Origin of the sequence: Serratia sp. CY83965 (genome assembly GCF_052166375.1) — a bacterium.
In the GTDB taxonomy this organism is placed as follows: domain Bacteria; phylum Pseudomonadota; class Gammaproteobacteria; order Enterobacterales; family Enterobacteriaceae; genus Serratia; species Serratia marcescens.
In genome coordinates, this window is record NZ_JBJNOV010000001.1 from 435,659 (window position 1) to 459,402 (window position 23,744).

General features: G+C 61.4%; 21 protein-coding genes. 5 read left to right on the top strand and 16 right to left on the bottom strand.

The window, feature by feature from the left end; translation table 11 throughout:
• Positions 1-9: 9 nt before the first annotated feature.
• The 4 genes from ACJ8PL_RS02195 to cecR are packed head-to-tail and all read right to left on the bottom strand — an operon-like array spanning position 10 to position 4,609.
• Positions 10-1,164 (bottom strand): ABC transporter permease, encoded by a 1,155-nt coding sequence (locus tag ACJ8PL_RS02195; protein WP_442530778.1) that lies wholly within the window; start codon positions 1,162-1,164, stop codon positions 10-12.
• A complete protein-coding gene (locus ACJ8PL_RS02200; protein WP_016928675.1) occupies positions 1,161-2,897 on the bottom strand; it encodes an ATP-binding cassette domain-containing protein in 1,737 nt (578 codons plus the stop codon). The genes ACJ8PL_RS02195 and ACJ8PL_RS02200 overlap by 4 nt, the downstream gene beginning before the upstream one ends.
• An 8-nt stretch (positions 2,898-2,905) precedes the next feature.
• Positions 2,906-3,892 carry a secretion protein HlyD gene (gene hlyD / locus ACJ8PL_RS02205; protein ID WP_240293930.1) on the bottom strand — a complete coding sequence of 329 codons (987 nt, stop codon included), beginning with the start codon at positions 3,890-3,892 and terminating at the stop codon, positions 2,906-2,908.
• 18 nt (positions 3,893-3,910) lie between these two features.
• Positions 3,911-4,609, bottom strand: coding sequence for a transcriptional regulator CecR (gene cecR / locus ACJ8PL_RS02210; RefSeq protein ID WP_016928673.1), 699 nt, complete (start codon positions 4,607-4,609; stop codon positions 3,911-3,913).
• A 297-nt stretch (positions 4,610-4,906) separates the two neighbouring features.
• On the opposite strand from cecR, the gene rhlE reads away from it, so the two are divergent.
• The 3 genes from rhlE to dusC all read left to right on the top strand — a co-directional run bounded on the left by rhlE (position 4,907) and on the right by dusC (position 8,376).
• Positions 4,907-6,286 carry an ATP-dependent RNA helicase RhlE gene (gene rhlE, locus ACJ8PL_RS02215; RefSeq protein ID WP_016928672.1) on the top strand — a complete coding sequence of 460 codons (1,380 nt, stop codon included), beginning with the start codon at positions 4,907-4,909 and terminating at the stop codon, positions 6,284-6,286.
• Positions 6,287-6,399: 113 nt separating this feature from the next.
• On the top strand, positions 6,400-7,359 hold the full coding sequence (locus ACJ8PL_RS02220) for a D-2-hydroxyacid dehydrogenase family protein (RefSeq protein ID WP_079449547.1): 960 nt from the start codon (positions 6,400-6,402) through the stop codon (positions 7,357-7,359).
• A gap of 84 nt (positions 7,360-7,443) precedes the next feature.
• Positions 7,444-8,376, top strand: a complete 933-nt coding sequence (dusC, locus tag ACJ8PL_RS02225; protein ID WP_028127658.1) for a tRNA dihydrouridine(16) synthase DusC — start codon at positions 7,444-7,446, stop codon at positions 8,374-8,376.
• Between the two features lie 41 nt (positions 8,377-8,417).
• Here dusC and ACJ8PL_RS02230 read toward each other — a convergent pair whose 3' ends face one another.
• From ACJ8PL_RS02230 to ACJ8PL_RS02265, 8 genes are all read right to left on the bottom strand, one after another.
• Positions 8,418-8,684 carry a hypothetical protein gene (locus ACJ8PL_RS02230; protein ID WP_004939738.1) on the bottom strand — a complete coding sequence of 89 codons (267 nt, stop codon included), beginning with the start codon at positions 8,682-8,684 and terminating at the stop codon, positions 8,418-8,420.
• 246 nt (positions 8,685-8,930) lie between these two features.
• Complete coding sequence (fbpC, locus tag ACJ8PL_RS02235; protein ID WP_079450923.1) at positions 8,931-9,977, bottom strand: ferric ABC transporter ATP-binding protein; 1,047 nt, start codon at positions 9,975-9,977, stop codon at positions 8,931-8,933.
• A gap of 11 nt (positions 9,978-9,988) precedes the next feature.
• Positions 9,989-12,067 carry an ABC transporter permease gene (locus ACJ8PL_RS02240; protein ID WP_079450924.1) on the bottom strand — a complete coding sequence of 693 codons (2,079 nt, stop codon included), beginning with the start codon at positions 12,065-12,067 and terminating at the stop codon, positions 9,989-9,991.
• A gap of 67 nt (positions 12,068-12,134) precedes the next feature.
• A complete protein-coding gene (locus ACJ8PL_RS02245) occupies positions 12,135-13,166 on the bottom strand; it encodes an ABC transporter substrate-binding protein (RefSeq protein WP_016928667.1) in 1,032 nt (343 codons plus the stop codon).
• Entirely contained in the window at positions 13,163-14,491 is a 1,329-nt protein-coding gene (uhpC, locus tag ACJ8PL_RS02250) for an MFS transporter family glucose-6-phosphate receptor UhpC (protein WP_265182660.1), read from the bottom strand. Before uhpC ends, ACJ8PL_RS02245 begins: the two co-directional genes overlap by 4 nt.
• Positions 14,492-14,551: 60 nt before the next feature.
• Positions 14,552-16,093, bottom strand: a complete 1,542-nt coding sequence (locus tag ACJ8PL_RS02255; RefSeq protein ID WP_016928665.1) for an MASE1 domain-containing sensor histidine kinase — start codon at positions 16,091-16,093, stop codon at positions 14,552-14,554.
• Complete coding sequence (locus ACJ8PL_RS02260) at positions 16,093-16,722, bottom strand: response regulator transcription factor (RefSeq protein WP_049299527.1); 630 nt, start codon at positions 16,720-16,722, stop codon at positions 16,093-16,095. The genes ACJ8PL_RS02255 and ACJ8PL_RS02260 overlap by 1 nt, the downstream gene beginning before the upstream one ends.
• A gap of 371 nt (positions 16,723-17,093) precedes the next feature.
• Positions 17,094-17,858 carry an arylamine N-acetyltransferase family protein gene (locus ACJ8PL_RS02265; RefSeq protein WP_240293932.1) on the bottom strand — a complete coding sequence of 255 codons (765 nt, stop codon included), beginning with the start codon at positions 17,856-17,858 and terminating at the stop codon, positions 17,094-17,096.
• A 158-nt stretch (positions 17,859-18,016) separates the two neighbouring features.
• Here ACJ8PL_RS02265 and ACJ8PL_RS02270 point away from each other — a divergent pair, with 158 nt between their 5' ends.
• Positions 18,017-18,637 carry an HD domain-containing protein gene (locus tag ACJ8PL_RS02270; protein ID WP_016928662.1) on the top strand — a complete coding sequence of 207 codons (621 nt, stop codon included), beginning with the start codon at positions 18,017-18,019 and terminating at the stop codon, positions 18,635-18,637.
• On the opposite strand, the gene ACJ8PL_RS02275 is transcribed toward ACJ8PL_RS02270, so the two are convergent.
• Genes ACJ8PL_RS02275 through pyk form a run of 3 tightly spaced genes read right to left on the bottom strand, consistent with a single transcriptional unit; the run spans position 18,597 to position 21,704 of the window.
• Positions 18,597-19,529 (bottom strand): AEC family transporter, encoded by a 933-nt coding sequence (locus ACJ8PL_RS02275; RefSeq protein WP_240293933.1) that lies wholly within the window; start codon positions 19,527-19,529, stop codon positions 18,597-18,599. The genes ACJ8PL_RS02270 and ACJ8PL_RS02275 overlap by 41 nt on opposite strands.
• A 7-nt stretch (positions 19,530-19,536) precedes the next feature.
• Complete coding sequence (locus ACJ8PL_RS02280) at positions 19,537-20,271, bottom strand: TSUP family transporter (RefSeq protein ID WP_240293934.1); 735 nt, start codon at positions 20,269-20,271, stop codon at positions 19,537-19,539.
• Entirely contained in the window at positions 20,271-21,704 is a 1,434-nt protein-coding gene (pyk, locus tag ACJ8PL_RS02285; RefSeq protein ID WP_079449544.1) for a pyruvate kinase, read from the bottom strand. Before pyk ends, ACJ8PL_RS02280 begins: the two co-directional genes overlap by 1 nt.
• 304 nt (positions 21,705-22,008) lie before the next feature.
• On the opposite strand from pyk, the gene ACJ8PL_RS02290 reads away from it, so the two are divergent.
• Positions 22,009-22,761: an SDR family NAD(P)-dependent oxidoreductase gene (locus ACJ8PL_RS02290; RefSeq protein ID WP_110146769.1), complete on the top strand. Its 753-nt coding sequence runs from the start codon at positions 22,009-22,011 to the stop codon at positions 22,759-22,761.
• Here ACJ8PL_RS02290 and ACJ8PL_RS02295 read toward each other — a convergent pair.
• The gene (locus tag ACJ8PL_RS02295; protein WP_397609431.1) at positions 22,746-23,642 is read right to left on the bottom strand and encodes a LysR substrate-binding domain-containing protein; all 897 of its coding nucleotides are present in this window, start codon (positions 23,640-23,642) and stop codon (positions 22,746-22,748) included. The two genes, ACJ8PL_RS02290 and ACJ8PL_RS02295, sit on opposite strands and share 16 nt — an antisense overlap.
• Between the last annotated feature and the right edge of the window lie 102 nt (positions 23,643-23,744).

A 23,744-nucleotide genomic window follows, 5' to 3' on the forward strand; every position in this document is an offset into this window, starting at 1 on the left:
TCTTTCTCCTTAATCCAGCCGACGCTGGGTTTTCCAGGCCGTCAGGCCGATGAACACCACGGCGGAAGCGATCAGGAACAGCAGATTGATCGCCAGCACGGTGCCGACGTTGCCCGCCAGGAACAGCGTTTGCAGCGTGCTGACGAAGTAACGCGCCGGAATGATGTAGGTCACCGCGCGCACGATCGCCGGCATGCTGTCGATCTGGAAAATGAAGCCGGACAGCATGATCGACGGCAGAAAGGCGGCGTTCAGCGCCACCATCGCCGCGTTGAACTGGTTGCGGGTGAGGGTGGAGATCAGCAGGCCCATGCCGAGGGTGCTGGCGAGGAACAGGCTGCTGATCAGCAGCAGGATCGGCAGCGAACCGCGATAGGGCACGCCGAGCACCCACACCGCCACCGCCATGCACAGCGCCATGGCGATCATGCCGAGGAAGTAATAAGGGATCAGTTTGGAGAGCAGCAGCTCGCTGCGCGTCACCTGGGTGGACAGCAGAGCCTCCATGGTGCCGCGCTCCCATTCGCGGGCGATCACCAGCGAGGTGAGAATGGCGCCGATCACCGTCATGATGATGGTGATGGCGCCGGGAATGATGTAGTGCCGGCTGATGGCCGCCGGGTTGAACCAGTAGCGCATCTGTACGTCAATCAGCGGTTTGTCGTTGTTCCCCCGATCGGCGGCGCGCTGCTGCTGCCAAATTTGCCATACGCCCTGGGCATAGCCCTGCACGAAGTTGGCGGTGTTCGGCTCGCTGCCGTCGGTGATCACCTGGATAGGGGCGCTGTCGTGCGGGCGCGCCATGCGCTGGTCGAAATCCACCGGGATCACCACCAGGCCGCGGATCGTGCCGGCCTGCATCTGCTGGATCAGCTGTTGGCGGTTGTCGCTGATGGTCGGTTCGATATAGGGCGAACCGGCGAAGGCGTGGGCCAGATCGCGCGCGTCTTCGCTCTGTTTCTCCATCAGAATGCCCAGATGCAGCTTGCTGGAGTCCAGGTTGATGCCGTAGCCGAAGATGAAAAGCAGCATCAGCGGGATGACGAAGGCGATCAGGCCGCTGCTGGGATCGCGCAGTATCTGCCGCGTTTCCTTCAGGCACAGCGCGCGCAGCCGGCGCCAGGAGAAGCCGCTCTCGTCGATTGGGGTTCGGTTATCGCTCACCGCGTTTCCTCCTCGTCGTAGCCTTGCACCAACTCAATAAACGCCTGCTCCATCGAAGGGCTGGGATTGTCGTCGCGCGCCACCTGCTGTTTGAGATCGTCCGGCGTGCCGGCGGCGATGATCTTACCGCGATACACCAGGCCGATGCGGTCGCAGTATTCCGCCTCGTCCATAAAGTGGGTGGTCACCATCACCGTCACGCCCTTGTCGACCATGCCGTTGATGTGCAGCCAGAACTCGCGCCGCGTCAGCGGATCGACGCCGGAAGTCGGTTCGTCGAGGAACAGAATATCCGGTTCGTGCATCAGCGCGCAGGCCAGCGCCAGGCGCTGTTTGAAGCCGAGCGGCAACGCGTCCGGCGTCTGATCGAGGATCGGCGCGAAGTTGAAGGCGCGCGACATCTCGTCGATTTTGTCGCGCTGCGCCTTGCCGCTCAGGCCGTAGACGCCGGAGAAGAATTTCAGGTTCTGCGCCACCGTCAGGTTGCCGTACAGCGAGAATTTTTGTGCCATGTAGCCGAGGCGTTGGCGCGCCTTGCCGGAACTGGTCTTCAGATCCATCCCCAGCACCAGCGCCTTGCCGCCGGACGGCACCAGCAGGCCGCACATCATTTTGAAGGTGGTGGACTTGCCGGCGCCGTTCGGGCCGAGCAGGCCGAAGATTTCGCCGCGCCGCACCTGAAAATCGACGTGATCGGTGGCGGCGAAATCGCCGAATTTCTTGGTCAACTGCACCGCTTCGATCACCGTTTCGCCACTTTCGCCGTTGACGGTCGGCATGATCTCCGCCAGCGCCGAGCGATGGTTGGGGCCGCCGCCGAGCAGATCGATAAACGCATCCTCGAAGCGCGGATCCGCTTCGTTCAGTTCGGCGTCCGGCAGATCCAGCGCCTGCAGCAGCTGCCGGTGATCTTCGCCTTCTTTCAGGATCAGGCGCAGGTACTTGCCCTGGATCACGCCGTCGGTGACCGCCGGCAGGCAGATCGCCCGCTGCAGCAACGATCGATGGCTGCCCGGCGGCGCGGCGATCAACACCGTGCGCCCGGCCATACGGCGAGTCAGATCCTGCGGCGCACCGCTGAACAGCAGCTCGCCCTCGTTGAGCAGCAGCACTTCGCGGCACTGCTCGGCTTCGTCGAGATAAGAGGTGCTCCACAGGATCAACATGCCGTCGTTGGCCAGCTCGTGCACCATGCGCCACAGTTCGCGGCGCGAGATAGGATCGACGCCGACGCCCGGTTCATCCAGCAGCAGCACCTGGGGGGCGCCCACCAGCGTGCAGGCCAGTCCCAGTTTTTGCTTCATGCCGCCGGACAGCTTGCCCGCCAGGCGCTCGGTGAAGCGGGTCAGGTCGGTGAATTTCAGCAGCCGTTCGAAGGTCTGACGCCGCAGATCGCCGGTGACGCCGCGCAGATCGGCGTACAGCGTCAGGTTCTCCATCACCGTCAGATCCTCATACAGTCCGAACTTCTGCGGCATGTAGCCGAGGATGGCGTGCAGTTGACGATCCTGGCCGATCGGATCCAGCCCGGCGACCCGCAGCTTGCCGCTGCTCGGCTGCAGCAGCCCGGCCAGCATGCGCAGCAGGGTGGTTTTGCCGGCGCCGTCCGGGCCGACCAGCCCGATCACCGCGCCGCTGCGCAGGGTGGTGGTCAGGCTGGCGACCGCCGGTTTCTCAAGCGACGGGAAGCGTTTTTCCAGCCCTTCCAGCTCGATGGTGTGCGCCTGTTCCATGGCCGGCCTCAGGGTTTGGCGAAGTGCAGGGTGACCGGCATGCCCTGGCGCAGTGCGTCGTCGGCGTCGGTGACGATCACCCGCAGGCGATACACCAGATCGGTGCGCAGATCCGGCGTTTCAACGCTTTTCGGCGTGAACTCTGCGGTCGGCGAGACGAAACCGATCTTGCCGTGGTAAGGCTTGCCGGGGCGGCCGTCGGTGTAAATTTCCAACTCGGTGCCGGGCACCGCCTGATTCAGGCTGGTCTCGTTGACGTAGGCGCGTACCCACACCGGCCGGGTCAGCGACAGGGTGAATACCGTGCCGCCGGCGCCGAGCATGGTGCCCGGCTCCACCGCGCGGGTCAGCACCGTGCCGGCGGAAGGGGAGAGCAGCGTGGCGTCTTGCAGGTTCAACTGCGCCTGCGCCAGCGCCGCTTCGCTTTGCGCCACGTCGGCCTTGGCCTGTTCAATCTCTTGCGGGCGATTGCCGCTGCGGTATTGCGACAGCTTGTCCTTTGCCGCCTGCAGATTGGCCTGCGCCTGATTGCGGGCGGTGCGCGCATCCTCCAGCGCGTCGGCGGAGGTGGCGTTTTTCGCCCACAGCCCCTGCTGGCGTTTCAGGAAGCTGTCGGCATAGGTGAAGGCGGACTGGCGCTGCGCCATTTCTGACTGCACCTGGGCTATCTCTTCGGTGCGATAGCCGGCCTGCAGCAGCGACAGTTTGGCGCGCGCGCTGCCGACGTTGGCTTCGGCCTGCTGCAGCGCGTTGCGGTAGGGGGCGTCGTCCAGCTTGCCGAGCAGCTGGCCCGGCTGAACGGCATCGCCTTCATCCACCGTCAGCGACGCCAGGCGGCCGTCGACGCGAAAGCCGAGGTTGACCGTGCGGATATCGACGTTGCCGTACAGCGTCAGCGGCTTATCCTGCTGCTGTTGGTAATGCCAGACCCCGTAAGCGGCGGCCGCGATCAGCAGAATTAACAACACGATCAAGGCACTGCGTTTTTTGTTCATAACACTCCCTGCCTGAATTTACGCGCCATGACGTTGGCGCAGCCCAGTAACCAGAATTTCAATATGTTCGCTCAGCACCGCCGCGATTTGCGCCGCTTCGCCCTCGCCAATCTCTTGCCAGCCGGCCTGACGGCGGATGGTTTCGCGCGCCACGCGGAACGACAGCACCTCGCCGATCAGCGCATGGGTATGCAATACGAGGCGGGGAGCGTGTTCGTCGATGCCGGTGGCGGCCGACAGCAGGCGGCACAGCCGCTCGTGCATCGGCGCGATTACCTGGCGGTGGATCAGCGGGTAGGCCTCGGTCGGGGCGAGCTGTTCGCGTGACATGATTTTGCTCAGGTTCAGCGTGTGCGGCTGGGTCATCAGCTCGCTGAAGGCCAGCAGGCCACGCTGCAGCAAGCGTAGCGCCGCGTCGGGTGAGCGTTGTTCGGGCGCTTCTTGCCCAAAGCGATCGACCTCTTCGGCCAACGGGGCGAACGCCTGCTGGATGAAATCGGCGAGCGACTGCGCCACGGCCAGATACAGCCCCTCTTTGGAGCTGAAGTAGTAGGTAATGGCGGCGATGTTCTGGCCGGCGCGCTGGGCGATATCGCGCGTGGTGGCGCCCTGCAGGCCGAATTCACCGAACAGTTCGGTCGCCGCGGCGAGCAGCTGCCTGCGCGTTTGCTCGCCGCGCGCCCGGCCGGCGGCCTGATGAGGGACGGAAGCTGGCATGGGTCACGCTCGAAGTTAATCAATCATATGATTAACTTTATGCCAGATTGTCTAAAACGCAACCGCTAACCACAATGAGTTATATGATCGGCTTCAGACAATGCTGAATTTACGGCAGATTGTGCTCTAGGTGCGTAAAAGTGCTTTTTATTGCGCGACTTCTGTTACAATCGGCGCCTGGTGCACTGCAGTTTGTGCCAATCCCTCGTGGTCATGCTTAATGCCCCGTCTGATCATCCTCCCAGGAAACTGCACCGAACACCGTTAGGTTAGGGGGGATCTGGAGTTTTTCTCTTTATGTCATTTGAAACCCTCGGCTTAAGTGCTGAAATTGTGCGCGCTGTTGAAGAACAGGGCTATCGCGAACCGACGCCAATCCAGCGTCAGGCTATCCCTGTCGTGCTGGAAGGTCGTGACCTGATGGCCAGCGCCCAGACCGGCACCGGTAAAACCGCCGGTTTTACCCTGCCGCTGTTGCAGCTGCTGAGCAAGCATGACCATCCGGTCAAAGGCCGTCGCCCGGTGCGCGCGCTGATCCTGACGCCAACCCGTGAGCTGGCGGCGCAGATCGGCGAAAACGTCGAAGCCTACAGCAAACACCTGCGCCTGCGTTCGCTGGTGGTGTTTGGCGGCGTGAGCATCAACCCGCAGATGATGAAGCTGCGCGGCGGCGTCGATATCCTGGTGGCGACGCCGGGCCGTCTGCTGGATCTGGAACATCAGAACGCGGTTGACCTGTCCAAAATCGAAATTCTGGTGTTGGACGAAGCGGACCGCATGCTGGACATGGGCTTTATCCACGACATCCGCCGCGTGCTGGCCAAGCTGCCGGCCAAGCGCCAGAACCTGCTGTTCTCCGCAACCTTCTCCGACGACATCAAGGCGCTGGCCAACAAACTGCTGCATAACCCGGCCTCGGTGGAAGTGGCGCGCCGCAATACCGCGTCCGAGCAGATTGAGCAGAGCGTGCACTTCGTCGACAAGAAGCGTAAGCGGGAACTGCTGTCGCAGATGATCGGCGAAGGCGACTGGAAACAGGTGCTGGTCTTTACCCGCACCAAGCACGGCGCCAACCACCTGGCGGAACAGCTGAACAAAGACGGCATCACCGCCGCGGCGATCCACGGCAACAAGAGCCAGGGCGCTCGTACCCGTGCGCTGGCCGATTTTAAAGACGGCCGCATCCGCGTGCTGGTGGCGACCGACATTGCGGCGCGCGGTCTGGATATCGACCAGTTGCCGCACGTGGTGAACTACGAGCTGCCTAACGTGCCGGAAGACTACGTGCACCGCATCGGCCGCACCGGCCGTGCGGAGCGTACCGGCGAAGCCATCTCGCTGGTGTGCGTGGATGAACACAAGCTGCTGCGCGACATCGAGCGTCTGCTGAAGCGTGAAATTCCGCGCATTGCGCTGCCGGGCTACGAGCCGGATCCGACCATCAAGGCCGAGCCGATCATCAACGGCCGCCAGGGCGGCGGACGCGGCGCGCCGCGCGGCAACGGCGGCGGCCAGCGTTCCGGTAACGGCGGCGGTCAGCGCAGCGGTAACGCCAACGGCGGCCAGCGTGAAAACCGTGGCAACGGTAACGGCAACGCTCGCCCGCAGGGTGACGGCCAGCGCCGTTCCGGCGCGCCGGCCTCGCGCCGCCCGCGCAATCGCAAACCGGCTGAATAAGCCCGATTGCTCAAAGAGTAAGCCGCCGATACGGGCGGCTTTTTTTTGCCTGGCGGAACGCCATTTTCGTACTAGGCTGGACGGTGGCTACCCCTAAATTCCAGGAGACGGAGATGAAATTGAAGTGCGCAATTCTCGATGATTACCAGCAGGTGGCGCTCAAGATGGCGGACTGGTCGGCGCTGGCCGATCGGGTGGAGGTGTCCGCCATCAGCGCGCACTTTACCGATGAAGCGGAACTGGCGGTGCATCTGCAGGAGTGCGACATTTTGGTCATCATGCGCGAGCGCACGCCGATGACCGCCTCGCTGCTGGCGCGGCTGCCGAAGCTGAAGCTGCTGATCACCTCCGGCATGCGCAACGCCGCTATCGATTTGGCCGCCGCCGCCGAGCGTGGCGTAGTCGTGTGCGGCACCCGCAGCGGGTCGGCGGCGCCGATGGAGTTGACCTGGGCGCTGCTGCTCGGGCTGGCGAAGCATATCGTACCGGAAAGCGTCGGGCTGCAAAACAACGGTCCGTGGCAGCTGGGCTTAGGCGTCACGCTGCAGGGGAAAACGCTGGGGCTGCTGGGGTTAGGCAAGATCGGCGGCCAGATGGCCCGGGTGGCGCAGGCGTTCGGCATGCGGGTGCTGGCCTGGAGCCAGAACCTGACGGCGGAACGGGCGGCGCAGGAGGGCGCTGAGCTGGCGTCATCCAAACGGGCGCTGTTTGAGCAGAGCGATTTTGTCTCCATTCACCTGGTGCTGAGCGACCGCAGCCGCGGGTTGGTGGGGCGTGATGAATTGGCGGTAATGAAGCCCACCGCTTACCTGATCAACACCTCGCGCGCGGGCATCGTCGATCGGGCGGCGTTGGTGGACGTGCTGCAACAGCGGAAGATCGCCGGCGCCGGGCTGGATGTGTTCGAGACGGAGCCGCTGCCGGCCGACGATGTGTTTCGCCAACTGCCCAACGTGCTGGCGACGCCGCATGTGGGTTATGTGGCGGACGACAACTACCGCGCCTACTTCACCGAGGCGGTCGAGGACATTGCGGCGTTCCTCGCTGGCCAACCGATCCGCCGGCTGGGCTGACGGCATTTTTAATGCCCGCAGAGGCTTGTCTGGCGCGGGCATTCACCCGTATCATTGCGGGTCTTTTTTTAGCTGGGATTGGTCATGCGCGTATTATTGGCTCCGATGGAGGGCGTTCTCGACTCTTTGGTGCGTGAGTTGCTCACCGAAGTGAACGACTACGACCTGTGCATCACCGAATTTTTGCGCGTGGTCGATCAACTGCTGCCGGCCAAGTCGTTCTACCGGCTGTGCCCGGAGCTGCGTCACGCCAGCCGCACGCCATCGGGCACGCTGGTGCGGGTACAGCTGCTGGGGCAGTACCCGCAATGGCTGGCGGAGAACGCCGCGCGTGCGGTGGAGCTGGGCTCTTACGGCGTCGATCTCAACTGCGGCTGCCCGTCCAAGCTGGTGAACGGCAGCGGCGGCGGGGCGACGCTGCTCAAAGATCCGGAATTGATCTACCAGGGCGCCAAGGCGATGCGCGCGGCGGTGCCGGCCCATCTGCCGGTCACGGTGAAGGTGCGTCTGGGCTGGGATTCCTCCAGCCGCAGCTTTGAAATCGCCGATGCGGTGCAGCAGGCCGGCGCCAGCGAGCTGACGGTGCATGGCCGCACCAAAGAGGACGGCTACAAGGCGGATCGCATCAATTGGGCGGCGATCGGCGAGATCCGTCAGCGGCTGAGCATCCCGGTGATCGCCAACGGCGAGATCTGGGATCACCAGAGCGCGCAGGATTGCCTGCAGGCGACCGGCTGCGACGCCGTCATGCTGGGGCGCGGCGCGCTCAACGTGCCGAACCTGAGCCGGGTGGTGAAGTATAACGAGCCGCGCATGCCCTGGCCGCAGGTGGTTGAGCTGCTGCAAAAATATGTCCATCTGGAAAAGCAGGGCGACACCGGCCTGTATCACGTGGCGCGCATCAAACAGTGGCTGGGTTATTTGCGTAAAGAATATGATGAAGCCACCGAACTGTTCAGCGAAATACGCGCGCTGACGACGTCTGGGGATATTGCGCGCGTCATCTGCCGCAGCTAAAAATAAACCCGCGCGCGGCGGGTTTATTTAAAATGGTATTATCAGGCGGCTTTGTCGAGACGGTTCAATTCTATCTCGATATCCTGAATGGTTTTTTCCAGTCCTTCCAGACAGGCGCCCTGTTTATTCAACAGGTCGTTAATGGCTTCGGCGAATGCCTTATTTTTGCATTCCCCCTGATCGAAGGCCAGCCAGTGTGCGGAGAGCGTCTCGGTATTCGCCTGCGCATAGTGGCGCATTTCCTTCAGCTGGGAAGCGACGTTGCGTAAATTATCCAGCTGCGCCTGTGCGTTTGCATTGTTGCTCATGAATTTCTCCTTGAGTTGGCCGTTAAATAATTTCGATTGCGGGATTAAGCTTACCCTATTTAAATAAAAATATCACCCTGAGTGAACTGGGCGGTTATTTTTTAGTGGGTGTGGTTATGTTTATTTTTCGGCTGAACAAGGACTTGGGTGGAATTGTAAAAATAGATAAATACGGTGTTTTTGGCGATTATTTTCGGCCATCCCGTTCGGGATGGCCGTTATTCTAACGCTTAAGAGTGATGCTTATTATGCCGCATCCGCCAGCATAAACATGCCGTAGGGATGAATTTCCAGATAATACTGCTCGCCGACGTTCGGCTGCAGGCGGGTGGCGTTAACCTGCAGCAAAATCTGCTGTCCGTGCCATGCCACCGTCACCTCATACTGCGGCCCCATGTAGGCGACATGTTCGATCACGCAGCGCTGGCTTTCATCGCCATGCTCGCTCAGCGTGATCGCCTCCGGGCGCACGCCCACCATGCCGGCGCCCTGGGCGGCAAAGTGCGCGGGGCGCGGCAGGCGATAGCCGCTGATATCGACATGTTCCGCGCTGAAACTGGCCGGGAACAGGTTGGCGTCCCCCATAAAGCTCGCCATAAAGCGCGAAGCGGGCTGCCGATAGAGATCCTGCGGCGAACCCATCTGCATGATATGCCCTTTGTTCATCACCAGCACGGTGTCTGAGACCGCAAAGGCCTCGCTCTGATCGTGGGTGACGTACAGCGACGTGATATCAAACTGCTTTTGCAGCTCGCGGATCTTTTCGCGCATGCTGCGGCGCAGGTTGGCGTCGAGATTGCTCAACGGCTCGTCGAACAGCAGCACTTTCGGCTTGAGGATCAGCGCGCGCGCCAGCGCCACGCGCTGCTGTTGGCCGCCGGAGATCTGATCGACATAGCGATCGTCGAACCCCGCCAGATCCACCATCGCCAGCGCTTCCTGCACGCGCGCTTTCACTTCGGCGCGCGGAATGCCGAGCATCTTCAGGCCATAGCCGACGTTCTCCCCCAGCGACATGTGCGGGAACAGGGCATAAGACTGGAATACCATGCAGATATCACGCTGCTGGATAGAACGATGGGTGACGTCTTCACCATCAATGAATATCTGCCCGTCGCTCGGTTTCTCCAGCCCGGCGACCAGGCGCAAAATGGTGGTCTTGCCGCAGCCGGAAGGGCCGAGCAGCGTCACCATTTGCCCCCGTGGGATGGTGAGCGTGATGTTATCGATTACCGTGTTGCTGCCGAACCGTTTGGAGACATTACGCAGTTCAACGAAATTTTTCTGGCTCATCATGGGCTCCATTACGCCTGGTTTTTGGCTTTTGAACGGGAGATGCGTGCCTCACCGATCAGCCAGTCAAAGAGGAAAATAATCGCCAGCATCACCACGATCAGAATTGAACCGTAGGCGATCGCCACGCCGTATTCGCCGTCTTCCACGCGGTTGAGGATGTAGGCGGTGGCCACGCGGGTATCGGGAGTGACCAGGAAGACGATGGCGCTGACGGTGGTGATGGCGCGCACGAAGCTGTAGATCAGCGCCGACAGGATCGCCGGGCGCAGCAGCGGCAGCAGAATGTGCGTGATGGTGCGCAGCGAGCCGGCGCGCAGGCTGAGCGAGGCTTCGTCCAGCGATTTGTCTATCTGGCCCAGCCCGGCGATCCCGGCGCGAATGCCCACCGGCACGTTGCGCATCACCATCGAGATAATCACGATGGCGGCCGTCCCGGTGAGGTACACCGGCGCGCTGTTGAAGGCGAGAATGTAAGAGACGCCCGCCACGGTGCCCGGCACCGCAAAGCACAGCATGGTGGTGAACTCGATGGTCTTTTTGCCCTTGAACTGCTGGCGCACCACGATCCAGGCGATCAGCAGACCGAACGCGGCGGTGATCGGCGCGGCGATCCCGGCGTACAGCAGCGTGTCGAGCAGCGAAGGCCACGCGCCGTCGCTCATGCCCTGGCCGAACAGCTTGATGAAGTTATCCAGCGTCAGCGTGTAATCCACCCCCCAGTTGACGGTGAAGCTGCCGTAGAAAATGCTGCCGTAGAGCAAGGCGTTAAAGGCTACCCACACCGCCAGCAGCGCGATCACGCTCCACACCAGCGTGACCGGCAGCGGCTGCACGTCGCCGCGGTAGGATTTGCCGGACACGGTGACGTAGGAACGCTTGCCGATCCACAGGTACTGGATGCAGAACACCAGCAGCGAGAACAGCAGCAGGAAGGCGCCGAGGGTGCTGGCGGCCTGATAGTCGAGCTGCGAGCCGGTGATGTAGAAATAGATTTGCGTCGCCAGCACGTCGAAGTTGCCGCCGAGCACCAGCGGGTTGCTGAAGTCGGCCAGCGATTGCACCACCACGATCAGAAACGCGTTGGCCAGCGCCGGTTTCAGCAGCGGCACGAACACGCCGTTAAAGGTTTGCCAACGGCTGGCGCGCAGGGTGTAGGAGGCCTCTTCCAGCGAAGGATGAATGGTCTTGATCGCGCCGTCGAGGATCATGAACGCCATCGGCGTGAACGCCAGCACCTGCGCCAGCCAGATGCCGGTAAAACCATACAGCCAGTTGGTGTTGGTCAGGCCGAACCAGGTCACCATCCACTCGGTGACGTAGCCGGAGCGCCCCATCATCAGCGTGACGCCCAGGCCGACGACGAACGGCGGCGTGACGATGGGCAGGATGGAGAAGATGCGGCCGATAATGGCGCTGCGTTTGGCGATGCGGGTGGTGTAAATCGCCAGCACCAGGCCGAAGAAGGTGCAGCCGGCGCCGACCGCGATCGACAGGGCGATGGAGTTGAGGATCACCTGAACGATATGCGCCTGCGACAGCACGTTCATAAAGGCCAGCGGCGCGAACGCGCCCGTCTGGTCGGTAAACATCGGAATGAAAATCGCGATGCTCGGCCAGACGATGAAGACGCCGATCAGCGCCACGATGGTGACCAGCGCGCCGATAACGAAACGGTCGCCGCCCAGCCATTCGAGGCGGGTCAGCGCCAGCGTCATGATGGCGCCCAGCGCGGTCAATTGCACCAGGGTGGCGTAGCCTAAGCCGCGTCCCGCCACCGTGGCGCTGACGACGATAAAGGCCATGCACAGCAGCGCCCAGCCGGCGTCGAACGCGTGCCGCCGCCGCCGTTCACCGCCTGCCGCGGCGTAGGGGCGAAGCAGCAGCAGACTCGGCAACAGGCACCAAAGCCAGCTGATATTGCGGTGTGACCAGCCGTAGGCCGCGAGGATTTCATCGCCGGTGGACTCCAGCAGGCCGTAATCCAGGCTCCAGCTCGGCAGCAGGGCGAACGCCAGCCAGCCAAGCAAAACCCAAAGGAATATCGCATCTCGTTTTTTCACGAGATGGAGTGCATGTGTATGTGACATAAGTTTCCCGGATGTTCAGGCCGGGTAAGGCGTGAGGCTTACCCGGCAACAGGCGCAGAATGTGGGCTTATTTACCCATCTTGACTTCGCTGACCCATTTGTTGATCAGCGCCTTGCGGACCTCGGTCGAGCCGTACTTGTCCATGTCGTAGTTGATCAGCTTCAGGTCGTCGAGCTTCAGCGAGTTCGGCGAGGTGTCGGCGGTGGTATTGGTCAGGATCTGATAGGACTTGCCTTTCTTCCACGCCAGCTCCTGCGCCTCTTTCGACAACACCCAATCCACGAACAGCTTGGCGTTGTCGAGGTTGCGCGCGCCTTTGAGGATGCTGACGCCGCCGATTTCGTAGCCGGTGCCTTCACACGGCGAGATCAGCTCAAGCGGCGCGCCCTGTTCCTTTTCGAGCGAGTAGTCATGCAGGAAACCGATGCCGATCGCCGTTTCACCGCGGGCGGCGTTGCGCGCCGGGGCAATGCCGGACTTGGTGTACTGCGAAACGTTGGCGTTCAGCTGCTTGAGGTAATCGAACGCCTGATCGTCTCCCCACAGCTGGGCGAAGGTCGCCAGCGCGGTGTAGGCGGTGCCGGAACTTTGCGGATCGGCGATTTGAATCTCGCCCTTGTATTCCGGCTTGGTCAGGTCTTTCCAGCACTTGGGCACCGGCAGGTTTTTCTCTTTCAGGCGCTGGGTATTGACGCCAAAGCCGAGAATGCCGACGTAGACCGCCGAGGAGTAGTTGCCTTTCAGCTTGGCCGGATCGCGGAATTGCGTCATCACCTGTTCGAGGTTCGGCGATTTGTACGGCTGCAGCAGCCCCATTTCACCGGCCTGGGATTGCGGATCGAGCGTGCCGCCATACCAGACGTCTGCCTGCGGGTTCTTTTTCTCGGCGTCCACTTTTGCCAGCGTGCTGCCGGAACCGTTGCGGATGAACGAGGTTTTCACGTCATATTTCTCGCCGAAGGCTTTGGTTTCCGCTTCGCACATTTCATTGGTGGCGCTGCAGTAAACCACCAGGCGGCCCTTGGCGTGCGCGGCGCCGCTCAGCGTCGCCAGCGCGATGCCGGACGCTATCAGGGTAGTGACCCACGTTTTTTTCATTGTTTTATCCTTCTCTCGGTAGAGGTGGTAACGCTCGCCATCAGCAGCGGCATCAGCAATAAACCCATAAGAACGGCGGCGATCGACAGCAAACTGAACATGCCTGACCAGCCATAGCCTTCGATGACCCGCGACAGCGGCCAGCCCGCCAGCGCCGCCCCCAGATAGGCGAACAGGCCGAGAAAGCCGGTGATGGAGCCCGCGGCGCCTTTGTGCCCGCATTCCACGGCGGCGAGGCCAATCAGCATCTGTGGGCCGAAGACAAAGAAGCCCACCGCAAAGAAACAGCCCGCCAGCAGCGCGTAGTGATGCACCGGCGCCAGCCACAGCGCGGCGACGGACACCATCAGCCCAAGCGTGAACAGCAAAATCATCGGTGCGCGCTGCCCGCCGAACAGCATATCCGAGCCCCAGCCGGCGAACAGCGCGCCGAGCAGGCCGCCTATCTCGAACAGCATCACCGTCGCGTTGGCGCTGAGCAGGTTGACGCCGTGACTTTCCGTCAGCCACAGGTTGCCCCAATCGTTCAACGCAATGCGGATCAGGTAGACCAGCACGTAAGAGACGCCCAGCAGCCAGATCATCGGGTTCTTCAGCATCGTGGTGCGCAACATCCGCCACAGCCCCATCGGCGGGCTTTGCTGTTCCTGGCGCAGCTCCAGCGGATCGTGGCGCCACCGGCCGACCGACGGCAGGCCTTCTTCCTGCGGCGTGCCTGTCAGCCGCCGCGTCAGCCAGAGGCCCAGCACCATGCTGACGGCCCCCGGGATCAACATCGCCGCCTGCCAGCCCCAGCGCTGGGCGGCGAAGGCGCTGATCAGCGGCACGATCGCGCCGCCGAGGTTGATCGACATATTCCAGCAGCCCCACCAGAAGCCGCGCTCGTTGCGCGAATACCAGTGGGTCAGCAGCCGCGCGCAGGGCGGCCAGCCCCAGCCCTGAAAGAAGCCGTTCAGCGCCCAGACCGCCAGCAGCAGCGTCAGCGATTCGCCGAAGGCGAACGCCACGTTCAGCACTCCGGTGGCGAACAGGCCGATCCCCATAAACCCGCGCTGCCCATGGCCGTCGTGCCACAACCCGGCGGCGAATTTCGACAGGCCGTAGCTCAGATAAAACAGCGAGCCGAGCAGGCCGATGTCCCCTTTATCCAGCCCCAAATCCGTTTGCAGCGCCGGCAGCACGTAATTCACGCTTTTGCGCGTCAGGTAAAAGGCGGCGTACCCGATGACCATATACAGCAGCAGTCGCGGGCGCAGCGCGCGGTAACGATGATCGATTTCAGATGCCGAGCGTGCTTGCATAGCCGCCTCCCTGGTGCTGACTATAAGAAGGTGAAAGGGAAAGGGGATGAGAGAAAGTCCGGAGTGGCTAAGACTTTTTCCTAGTTAGTCGGCGGTTTGTTGCAAATTTGTGGGCAGGTTAACAATTACTCGGGTGCCGCGCTGCGTTTCCAGCGTCAGTTCGCCGCCGAGCGCGCTGACCCGTTCGCGCATCCCCTGAATGCCGAAGCCGGGCACCTTGTCCGCACGGATGCCGATGCCGTTGTCCCGCACCTCGAGGTGCAAAAGCTCACCCTGTTGATGCAAGACGATGGCGACTTCGCTGGCTTCGGCGTGTTTGCACACGTTGTTGAGCAGCTCTTGCAGCAGCCGGTAGAGGGTGAAGCGCACCGTCTCGCCGGCGGGCGTGTCGATGAGTCGATAGTCGAAACGGCAACGGATGCCTCGTTCGCTGAAGGCGAATTCATTCAGCAGGTGGTGAAGCGCGTCTTTGAACGCCAGCTCGTCCAGTGCGGGCGGGCGAAGCTGGCGCAGCAGCTGGCGCGTGGAGTGATGAATGCGCCGGGCGAGATCGGCTATCTGGTTCGCGGCGGCCTGGGTTTGCGCCGGATCGCGCGCCCGCTTGACCAGCTGCGACTGAATTTGAATCGCGGTGATGTTCTGGCCGATTTCATCGTGCAACTCGCGCGCCAGGTTTTTCCGCGTGTCTTCTTCGGTGTGGATCAGTTTTTCGGTCAGCGCCCGCCGCGCCGCCAGCTCTTCTTCCAGCCGTCGGCGATAATGGTGCAGGTTTTGCGCCAGGTGTTGCTGGCGGCTGATGGCGATGCCCAAACCGATGCCGAGCAGCGCCTGCGTCGCCAGAAAGATTTCCAGCTCGACCAGATTGCCGAACCCCACGCCGACCTGCCGGGCGAGGGTGATCATCATGCTGCCGAGCAGGCCGGACAGCACGCCGCCCTGCCAACCGAACTTCCACGCCATCACCACGTTCGGCAGAAACACCACGATCAGCAGCAGGCGTTCGATTTCCGGCGACAGCACCATCTGGGTGCCGATGCCGATAACGAAAAACAGGCTGCACCAGATGATTAAGGAGGCGCGCAGCGGCGGGTTGGTGGTGTCCAGCCCCAGCAGGTGGTAACGGTGCTGCTGGCGCAGAAATTCAAAGATCAGGTAGACGAACGGGGTCAGCAAGACGCCGCCGGTAAACGACGCCAGGCCGAGCAGCATCGCCGGGCTGTGCGCGAAAGGCGCAAGCAGGGCGGTATTGAGCAACGAGGCGGCGGTCACGGCGGCCAGCAGCAGCGTCAGCCGCTGCCAGTAGAGCGGAAAACGGCGCCAGAACCGCTGCGCGAGCGCGGCCGGGAGCAGGGTGATGAACGGCGCGGCCAGCAGGCTGTAGCCGCTCAGCAGGCGTTCGCCGTGCAGCCAGAACAGCAGCAGCACCGGCGGTATCATCAGGGCGGGCCAATAGCGGCGCGCCAGCAGGATCAGCAGCGCGAGATAGACGCCGTGAGGCAGAAACAGCGCCGCCTGATTGCCGTTGTGGGTCAGATAGAAACCGAGCGTCCACAGCATCAGCCAGCCGCTGCCCCAGGCCAACAGGATAAACAGCGAGATAACCCAGGGCCGGAAGCGAGGTGACATCAATGCCCCGCCAGCAGCTGATGGTCGAGGGCGAAATGCACCAGCTCGATGGTGCTGTTGCACTGCAGCTTGCCCAGGACGTTGGCGCGATGCACGTGCACCGTTTTATGGCTGAGATCGAGCTTGAACGCGATCTCCTTTACGCTGTCGCCTTTGACCAGCAGATCGAAGATCTCGCGCTCGCGCGGGGTCAACGCTTCCAGCGCCGTGGCCGGCTGCTCGCCGCCGCGCAGCGCCCGCAGCGCGTCGGCGCACAGGTAATGGCCGCCCATATCGACGGAGCGCACCGCCTGCACCAGTTCTTCCGGCCCGCAGCGTTTGGTCAGATAGCCGCTGGCGCCGGCATCCAGCGCGCTCTGCACGAAGGTCGGGGAGTCATAGATACTGAGGATGATCGCGCGGAACTGCGGCTTCTGCGCCCGCAGGCGTTTCAACAGGCTCAGGCCGTTTTCATCCGGCATGGCGATGTCCATCACCGCGACGCTGACGTCGTCGCGCAGCAATGCCGGCCAGGCTGCCGCCGCGCTGCTGTATTGCCCCACCACGTTGAGATCGTCTTCGAGGCTGAGCAATTGCGCAAAGCCGGAGCGCACCACCACATGGTCATCCACCAGTATCACACGGATCATTTTCGCACTCTGTTGCCGAATCATGACCCTATGATGCCTGCCGCCGCGGTGCTGGCAATCAGCCAAGCGCGGTTATGCAATCGATGTAACAGAATCGTAATAAAAGGATACCGTTGTGCGTAATGCTGGTCACTTAAGCCTGACTGGCATTTTTTTATCCAGTCTCTGTACGTGGCGTGCAGGATGAATTGCCGTAAATGCCCAGAATTTCTCTGTTACTACAATGAACGGCAATTGGAGAGGCCGCGCCTTCGGCCCCTGGCTCGGTCGAGGTGTGGGAGCCTCATGGCGCATTTCATCTTTATCGACCGAAAACTGCACAAATACGTTCAGAAAAACGCTAACTGACCAGTATTACGCCGCCGGCGCCGTCAACGATCCAAATCGATGGCGAAATGCTGCCACAGCGCGGCGCGGCGTTCCTCTTCCGAATGCAGCGTCGTTTCGTGGCGCTGGTGATCTTCGGTCACGATCAGCTTCATGTCGCTGAGGGTCACCCGGCCGTGTTCCGTCGGCCGTGAACACACCAGGCGTTGGGTGAAATGCGACTGCGACGAGGTGCTGTGGAACCGGCACATCTCGTCGAACTCGTGCAACTCGCGCGGCTGAACGGTAAAGCGATACAGCGTTTTGGCATGCGAGCGTTGGTCGCCGTTGCGGCGCTCCAGCAGGTAATACTCGCCTTCCCGCTCCAGGTGGAAGGTGCCGCTGGCCTGCGGTTGCGGCTCGGCGGCGACGATCTTCAGCGGCGTCAGGAAGGAATCGCCGAAACCGACGTCCACCAGCCAGGCCTGCTCCGCCAGATCCACCCGCAGCGCCAGATGGTCGTAGGGCGGGCCGAAATGGCCGTCGCGCGCGCGGATCTCGCCGGAGATGAAGCTCACCTTGAAACCGATCTCCCGCAGCAGCAGGGCGAACAGCGTGTTCAGCTCATAACAGAAACCGCCGCGGTTACGCTCCACCACCTTGCTGAACAGCGCTTCGGGCGTCAACTGAATGCCCTGATGATAAATAATGCTCAGGTTCTCGAACGGTACGCTCAGCATGTGGCGATGGTGCAGCTGTTGCAACGTGGGGAGATCAGGGCGGGCGGCGCCGGCAAAGCCGATATGCTGCAGGTAGCGTTGGGTATCCACAGGGTGTCTCGCATGAGAAAAAGTAGGCATAAAATAGCGGGCTTTGCGGCGTTTGTGAGCGCATTACGTGCTGCGCTGTCGGCATAACTCATAACCAAATCGACTCAGATGTCAGCATGGCTGCCGTTACACTGAATCGATATGGATAAGGAGAAAGTATGGATTTAACCTTGAAAGCGCAGCGATTTGCCAATGACGCTCATCATGCCTGCAATCAGCGACGCAAGTTCACAGGGGAGCCGTATATCGTGCATCCTGCAGCGGTGGTGGATTTGCTGCAGCGGGCTAAGCCGACGCCAGAAATGGTCGCCGCTGCCTGGCTGCATGATACGGTAGAAGATACGGCGGTGACCCTGGCGGATATCCGGCGAGAATTCGGTCCGACGGTCGAGCGTTATGTGGAAATGTTGACCGACGTGCAGCCTCGCAGCTACGGCGGTGAGCGTCTGCACCGTAAAAATGCCAATCTGCGGCACAGCGCGCAGGCCTGTGCGGAAGCGCAGACCATCAAACTGTGCGACTTGATTGACAACAGCAAGAACATTACCGATTACGATGTCTCCTTTGCCCGTCACTATCTGGTGGAAATGGCGCGCTTATTGGCTGTTTTATCGGCGGGCGAGGCCGGCCTGTTGGCCTTGGCCCGCCGACAGTGTGCGGAAGCGGTCGAGCGCATCAACGATCGTCATGGAGACGACGGCTGGTTCGACGCGTTGTGGCGGAAGTATGAGGCCCATCTTAAGCTGGATGAGCTGAAAACTGGGTCAGCAGCAAAATAACAGGAATGGTGACCGCCGCCAGCAACGTTTGGATCGTGATGATACCGGCCGACAAGCGATGATCGCCGCCCAGCAGTCTCGCCATGATGTAGGCGGAAGGTGTACAGGGTAAGGCGTTAAACAGGACGATAGTCGCCAGCACCGGGCCGGAGATGCCCAGGGTGATGCCGATTCCCAGCGTCAACAGCGGTACCAGCAGTAACTTGACGAAGGTCGATTGTAGGACGGGGCCCTGCGCCGTACGCGCCGCCTGTATATCCAGCCCTGCGCCGACCGCCAGCAACCCCAATGGCAGAGAGGCGCCGCCGAGAATGGTGAGAATGTTCTCCAGCGCCGCGCCAAGCGACCAGCCGCTGGCGTTGAAGGCCAGACCGGCCAAGACCGAAAGGATCACTGGGTTTTTCCCCAGCGCTTTGGCGATCTGTTTGCCGCCGGGGCGGGTACCCTGGCCGTAATGCATCAGTATGACAATCGAGGCCACGTTCAACAGCGGGATGGCGACGGCGATGCTGATGGAGGTCACCGTCAGGCCGGTGTGGCCGAAAGTCGCCGCCGCTGCGGCAACCCCGATGTAGGTATTGGGGCGCAGAGCGCCCTGTATGACCGAAGAAAAAACCGGCCCGGGCTGTTTTAGCCAGATTCGCCAGAGGTACAACGACAAGGCGCCAATCAGGACAGCGCCCAGTACAGACAGGGCAATCGGCCGCACCGGAAACTGGCTGAGGTCGGCTTTGCCGACCTGGATAAACATCAGCGCCGGGAAGAGATAAAAGTAATTCAGCTTTTCGCAGGGCAGCCAGAAAGCCCGATCGATCAGGTTCTTGTGCCGTAGTGTGAATCCCATGGCGATTAAAAATATCACCGGGATCAGAGAAAAGAGAGTCGTCGTCATGGGGAGCCTATAAATAGCCTTTAGTGAGAACGACCACGCCATAGAAGGCAATAAAGCCGGTCACCATTTTTTCATAAACGGGAGCGCTGGCTCTCTTGAACAGCAGATTGCCGACGACCAGATACACCAGTAGAGCCAGCGGTGCCGCGGTGAAACCGTCGAGGCTCAGGGCTTGCCATTTAATGCTGGCCAGCGTGGCCAATTGAATTAAACCGAACATCAGGTAGTAACGGGAGACGGTGGTTCTTATCTCCAGTTTCTCGCGATGGCTGGCGGCAGCGTAGAGTGCCAGCAAGGCGCCACCCATGTTGGTGACGCCATGTATCAGACCCATGACTGCGACATAAGCGCGCTGATGTTTGCCGAGATAACGTTTCAATGTTTCTTGCAGTGACAGACGAAAGCGCATCAAGGCGGAAAACAGCAGGATGGCGCCCACCAGCAGATCGACATTCACTTTCACCGTCGAATGCAAGACCAGGCTCAGCGCCAGAATGACGAAAATGGCGCAAATAAGCATATTGACCTTTTCGCGAGCGGGAAAAGCAATGCGGCGGGTGCCAAGCGTCTGCGTCAGAGAGATCAGCACCGACGACGGCAGCAGCAGCCCAAGTACGGAGGAGAAATCAACGCCCAGCATTAATAGCGTCGGTGTACCGAACACCAAGATGCCCATGCCGAAAACCGATTGGATCACGGCAAATAGTGCAATCACCAGATAGAACAACGCATGATTATCCATCAGGCCACCTCTTCTTTCCGGTGAGGTTCCCGCGCCGCGTCAGAGTGCAGGTAGGCATCGGCGCTGAGCGTGCGCAAGATATTCCCGCTGATATGCTGATTGTCTTGCTGGGCGCTGACCAGCAGCAAAACATCGTGCCGATTTATCAATCCATTGTCTGACAGGACATTCAGAGCCAAACGTTCGGTTTCCGGCTGTGTCAGATCGATCCGAGGCAATGTCAGGCCGGTGATGCCTGGCAGCATATTCCAGCTGCGCACCGTCGCCGCATCGTTGCCGAATGCGACGATCGGGATGCCGATGTTGGCCATGGCGGCGATGCGCACGCTGTAACCTGTGCGAGAAAACACCACCACCCGGGAGATCGGCAAGGCGCGGATAAGGGCGCCGACAGCCTGTCGAATATCGTCAACCTGCGCAGGAGGGGATGAGTGGGGCGCATGCGCTAAATGCTGTTCCGCCTGATGGGCTACGCTGGCGATACGGGCAACGGCCTCCAGAGGATAGCGGCCTACGGCGGTTTCACCGGAGAGCATCACCGCCGCGGCGCCATCCAGCACCGCGTTGGTGATGTCGCTGACCTCCGCTTTGGTTGGCAGCGGGTTCTCTATCATGCTGTGCAGCAATTCCGTCGCTACAATGGTGGGTTTGCCCGCATGGGAGGCGGCTAGGAGGATCTGTTTTTGGTAGAGAGAAACGCGGTCGATCGAGGTTTCTACCGCCAGATCGCCGCGATCGATCATGATAACGTCGGCGGCGGCGATGACTTCCTCCAGATGCTCTATGCCGCCGCTGTTTTCCACTTTCGCCACGATGCGGGGCGTATCGCCTCCGATCAGCGTTCTGATCGCGTTGATGTGTGCCGCGCTTTCGACGAAGCTTATGCCGATGTAGTCCACTTGATGTGCTTTGGCGAAGGCGATCATGTCGCGATCTTTCTCCGTTATCAGCGCCTGCCCGAGATCGATGCCAGGCACATTGATGCCTTTGCGGCTTTTCAGTTGGCCGTCCATGTCGGCCTGCAGGTGGATGTCCCGATCGACGATGTTAACGACCTGGAACGAGAGGGTGCCATCATCGGCGAAAACCTTATCGCCCACCGTCAGCCGTTCATGCAACCGGCCGTACCCCACCGGGACTTTTTCCTCCCCGTTATGCGAGGTATCGGTCGTGAGGATCAGCGTTTGCCCTTTAGTGAATGAGGGTTCGTGTTTCAGTTGCAATGTGCGGATTTTTCTACCGGGAATGTCCAACAGCACCGGCGTATCCGGCAACGTTTTACGCAGCAGAGCGATGGTTTCCGCATGCCAGTCGAGCGTGTTGTGCGAACCGTTCAACCGGGCGACGGACATGCCGGCTTTTTCCAGCGCTGCCAACGTGTTGATGTGGCGAGAGGCGGGGCCGATGGTAGCGATAATGCGAGTCTTTGCCATGATAAATGCTCCGAAAAGTTAAGATGCATTTATCTATGACAGTTTTGTGACAGCGGGGAAAATAGGGGTTTAATCTAACTAATATATAAAAAGTTATAATGAGTTTTGGCGTCAGAGTGGGTGCGCCTTATACATTTAATGATGAAAATAAAATGGTTATACAATTTACTTCCATCGTATAGATAAAATATTGATAAGCATTACTCCTTTTATTTCTCGCCGTGTTGGGCATCACTGCTGCCGCAAACTGTCACTTGCCGGCGCTAGCCTGTTCCCCTGAGTTCAACGTTGCAGGAGAACGGCTATGCAAGATTTCAAACATCGGGTGGCGCTGGTGACCGGCGCGTCCACCGGCATTGGCGAAGCGATCGCCGCCGAGCTGTTTCGGCGCGGAGCCACGGTGGTGATGACCGGCCGCCACGCAGCGCCTCTCACCGCCGCCGCCGCGCGGCTCGATCCCGACGGCCGGCGGGTGATGACGTTGCGGATGGACGTGCGCGATGCGCAGTCGGTACAGCAGGGTATTGAAGAGACCGTGCGGCGCTGCGGCGCGCTGCATCTGCTGGTCAACAACGCCGGGATCACCGGCCCGCACGAGGTGGATATCGATCGGTACGCGGTCGACGAGTGGCATGAGGTGATCGCCACTTGCCTGAGCGGCACGTTTTTCGGTATGAAGTATGGCCTGCCGGCGATCGTTGCCGGCGGCGGCGGGGCGGTGGTGAACCTCTCTTCCGCCAACGGCGTGGTGGGCATTGCCGGGATCGCACCTTATACCGCCGCCAAGCATGGCGTGCTGGGCCTGACGCGCTCGGCGGCGCTGGAATTCGCCACGCGCGGCGTGCGCGTCAATGCCGTCGGGCCGGGCTATGTGGATACGCCGGCGATGGGGGAACTGCCGGCGTCGGCGCGGGCGCAGATGGCCGCTTCGCACCCGATGGGGAGGATGGCGACGCGGGAAGAGGTGGCGAAAACGGTGGCTTTCCTGCTTTCGGACGACAGCAGTTTCACCACCGGCGCGTTTTACAGCATCGACGGCGGTTATACCGCGCGCTGAGCCAGCGCCTGCAACCAACGGAGAAACGCCGCTGCGCCGGGTTTTTCCAGCGTGCGCGGCGGGTAAACCACGTAGTAGGGTTTGCTGAGCGGCAGCGCCGGTTCGGCCAGCGTGACCAGTTGGCCCTCAGCCAGTTCACGGGCGATCAGCCGCCGCTGGCCGAGCAGCACCCCGTGCCCTTGCACGGCGGCGTCGATGGCCAGCGAGGTCAGGTTATAGGTCAGCCCGCGCCGCGGCGGCGGCGACCGATCGGCGGCGGTGAACCACTCGTGCCAGCCCGGCAAAAACTGGCTCTCCTTGCCCCAGTCGACGTGGATCAGCGGCAGCTGCGTCCAGTCGCCGCGATCGCGCAGCGCCGGGCTGCATACCGGCTGCACCCGATCCTGAAACAGCCGCGCCTTTTCCAGCAGCGGGTAATCCTGATCGCCGAAGCACAGGGCGAAATCCGCCGCCGAATGGGCGAAATCGACCGCCGCATGGGTCGCGTGCAGCCGCAGATCGCCGTCGGGGTACTGCGCCAGCCAGTCGCCCAGCGCCGGGTTCAGCCATTTGGAGGCCAATGCCGGCAGGGTGAACACCGTCAGCGTCTGCTTGCCGCGCTGGCGTTCCACGTGCTGCTGCGCCACGCGCAGCGTTTCAAACGCCTCCTGCACGTAGGCCAGGTAGTCCGCGCCCTGCTCGGTCAGCGTGACGCCGCTTTTGGCGCGAATGAACAGCGTGATGCCCAGATGTTGTTCGAGCTGGCGGATCTGCTGGCTGACGGCGGCGGCGGTCAGCGCCAGCGCATCCGCCGCGCGAGCCAGGCTGCCGGTGCGAGCGGCGGTTTCGAACGCCAGAATGGCGCTCAGCTTGGGCAAGCGCGCACGGGACGGTGAGTGCATGAGAAGGGCTTATCGCTAAGAATTCGTTAGCTTATCCATAACGTATTTTTGTTATGGCGGCAATGCGGCATTCGCTACAGTGAGAGGCATCCGGCTTTCGCA

Coding starts and splice junctions, on each gene's coding strand:
- ACJ8PL_RS02200 (WP_016928675.1), bottom strand. CDS start 2,897: ATGGAACAGGCGCACACCATCGAGCTGGAAGGGCTGGAAAAACGCTTC.
- hlyD (WP_240293930.1), bottom strand. CDS start 3,892: ATGAACAAAAAACGCAGTGCCTTGATCGTGTTGTTAATTCTGCTGATC.
- cecR (WP_016928673.1), bottom strand. CDS start 4,609: ATGCCAGCTTCCGTCCCTCATCAGGCCGCCGGCCGGGCGCGCGGCGAG.
- rhlE (WP_016928672.1), top strand. CDS start 4,907: ATGTCATTTGAAACCCTCGGCTTAAGTGCTGAAATTGTGCGCGCTGTT.
- ACJ8PL_RS02220 (WP_079449547.1), top strand. CDS start 6,400: ATGAAATTGAAGTGCGCAATTCTCGATGATTACCAGCAGGTGGCGCTC.
- dusC (WP_028127658.1), top strand. CDS start 7,444: ATGCGCGTATTATTGGCTCCGATGGAGGGCGTTCTCGACTCTTTGGTG.
- ACJ8PL_RS02230 (WP_004939738.1), bottom strand. CDS start 8,684: ATGAGCAACAATGCAAACGCACAGGCGCAGCTGGATAATTTACGCAAC.
- fbpC (WP_079450923.1), bottom strand. CDS start 9,977: ATGAGCCAGAAAAATTTCGTTGAACTGCGTAATGTCTCCAAACGGTTC.
- ACJ8PL_RS02240 (WP_079450924.1), bottom strand. CDS start 12,067: ATGTCACATACACATGCACTCCATCTCGTGAAAAAACGAGATGCGATA.
- ACJ8PL_RS02245 (WP_016928667.1), bottom strand. CDS start 13,166: ATGAAAAAAACGTGGGTCACTACCCTGATAGCGTCCGGCATCGCGCTG.
- ACJ8PL_RS02255 (WP_016928665.1), bottom strand. CDS start 16,093: ATGTCACCTCGCTTCCGGCCCTGGGTTATCTCGCTGTTTATCCTGTTG.
- ACJ8PL_RS02260 (WP_049299527.1), bottom strand. CDS start 16,722: ATGATCCGTGTGATACTGGTGGATGACCATGTGGTGGTGCGCTCCGGC.
- ACJ8PL_RS02270 (WP_016928662.1), top strand. CDS start 18,017: ATGGATTTAACCTTGAAAGCGCAGCGATTTGCCAATGACGCTCATCAT.
- ACJ8PL_RS02275 (WP_240293933.1), bottom strand. CDS start 19,529: ATGACGACGACTCTCTTTTCTCTGATCCCGGTGATATTTTTAATCGCC.
- ACJ8PL_RS02280 (WP_240293934.1), bottom strand. CDS start 20,271: ATGGATAATCATGCGTTGTTCTATCTGGTGATTGCACTATTTGCCGTG.
- pyk (WP_079449544.1), bottom strand. CDS start 21,704: ATGGCAAAGACTCGCATTATCGCTACCATCGGCCCCGCCTCTCGCCAC.
- ACJ8PL_RS02290 (WP_110146769.1), top strand. CDS start 22,009: ATGCAAGATTTCAAACATCGGGTGGCGCTGGTGACCGGCGCGTCCACC.
- ACJ8PL_RS02295 (WP_397609431.1), bottom strand. CDS start 23,642: ATGCACTCACCGTCCCGTGCGCGCTTGCCCAAGCTGAGCGCCATTCTG.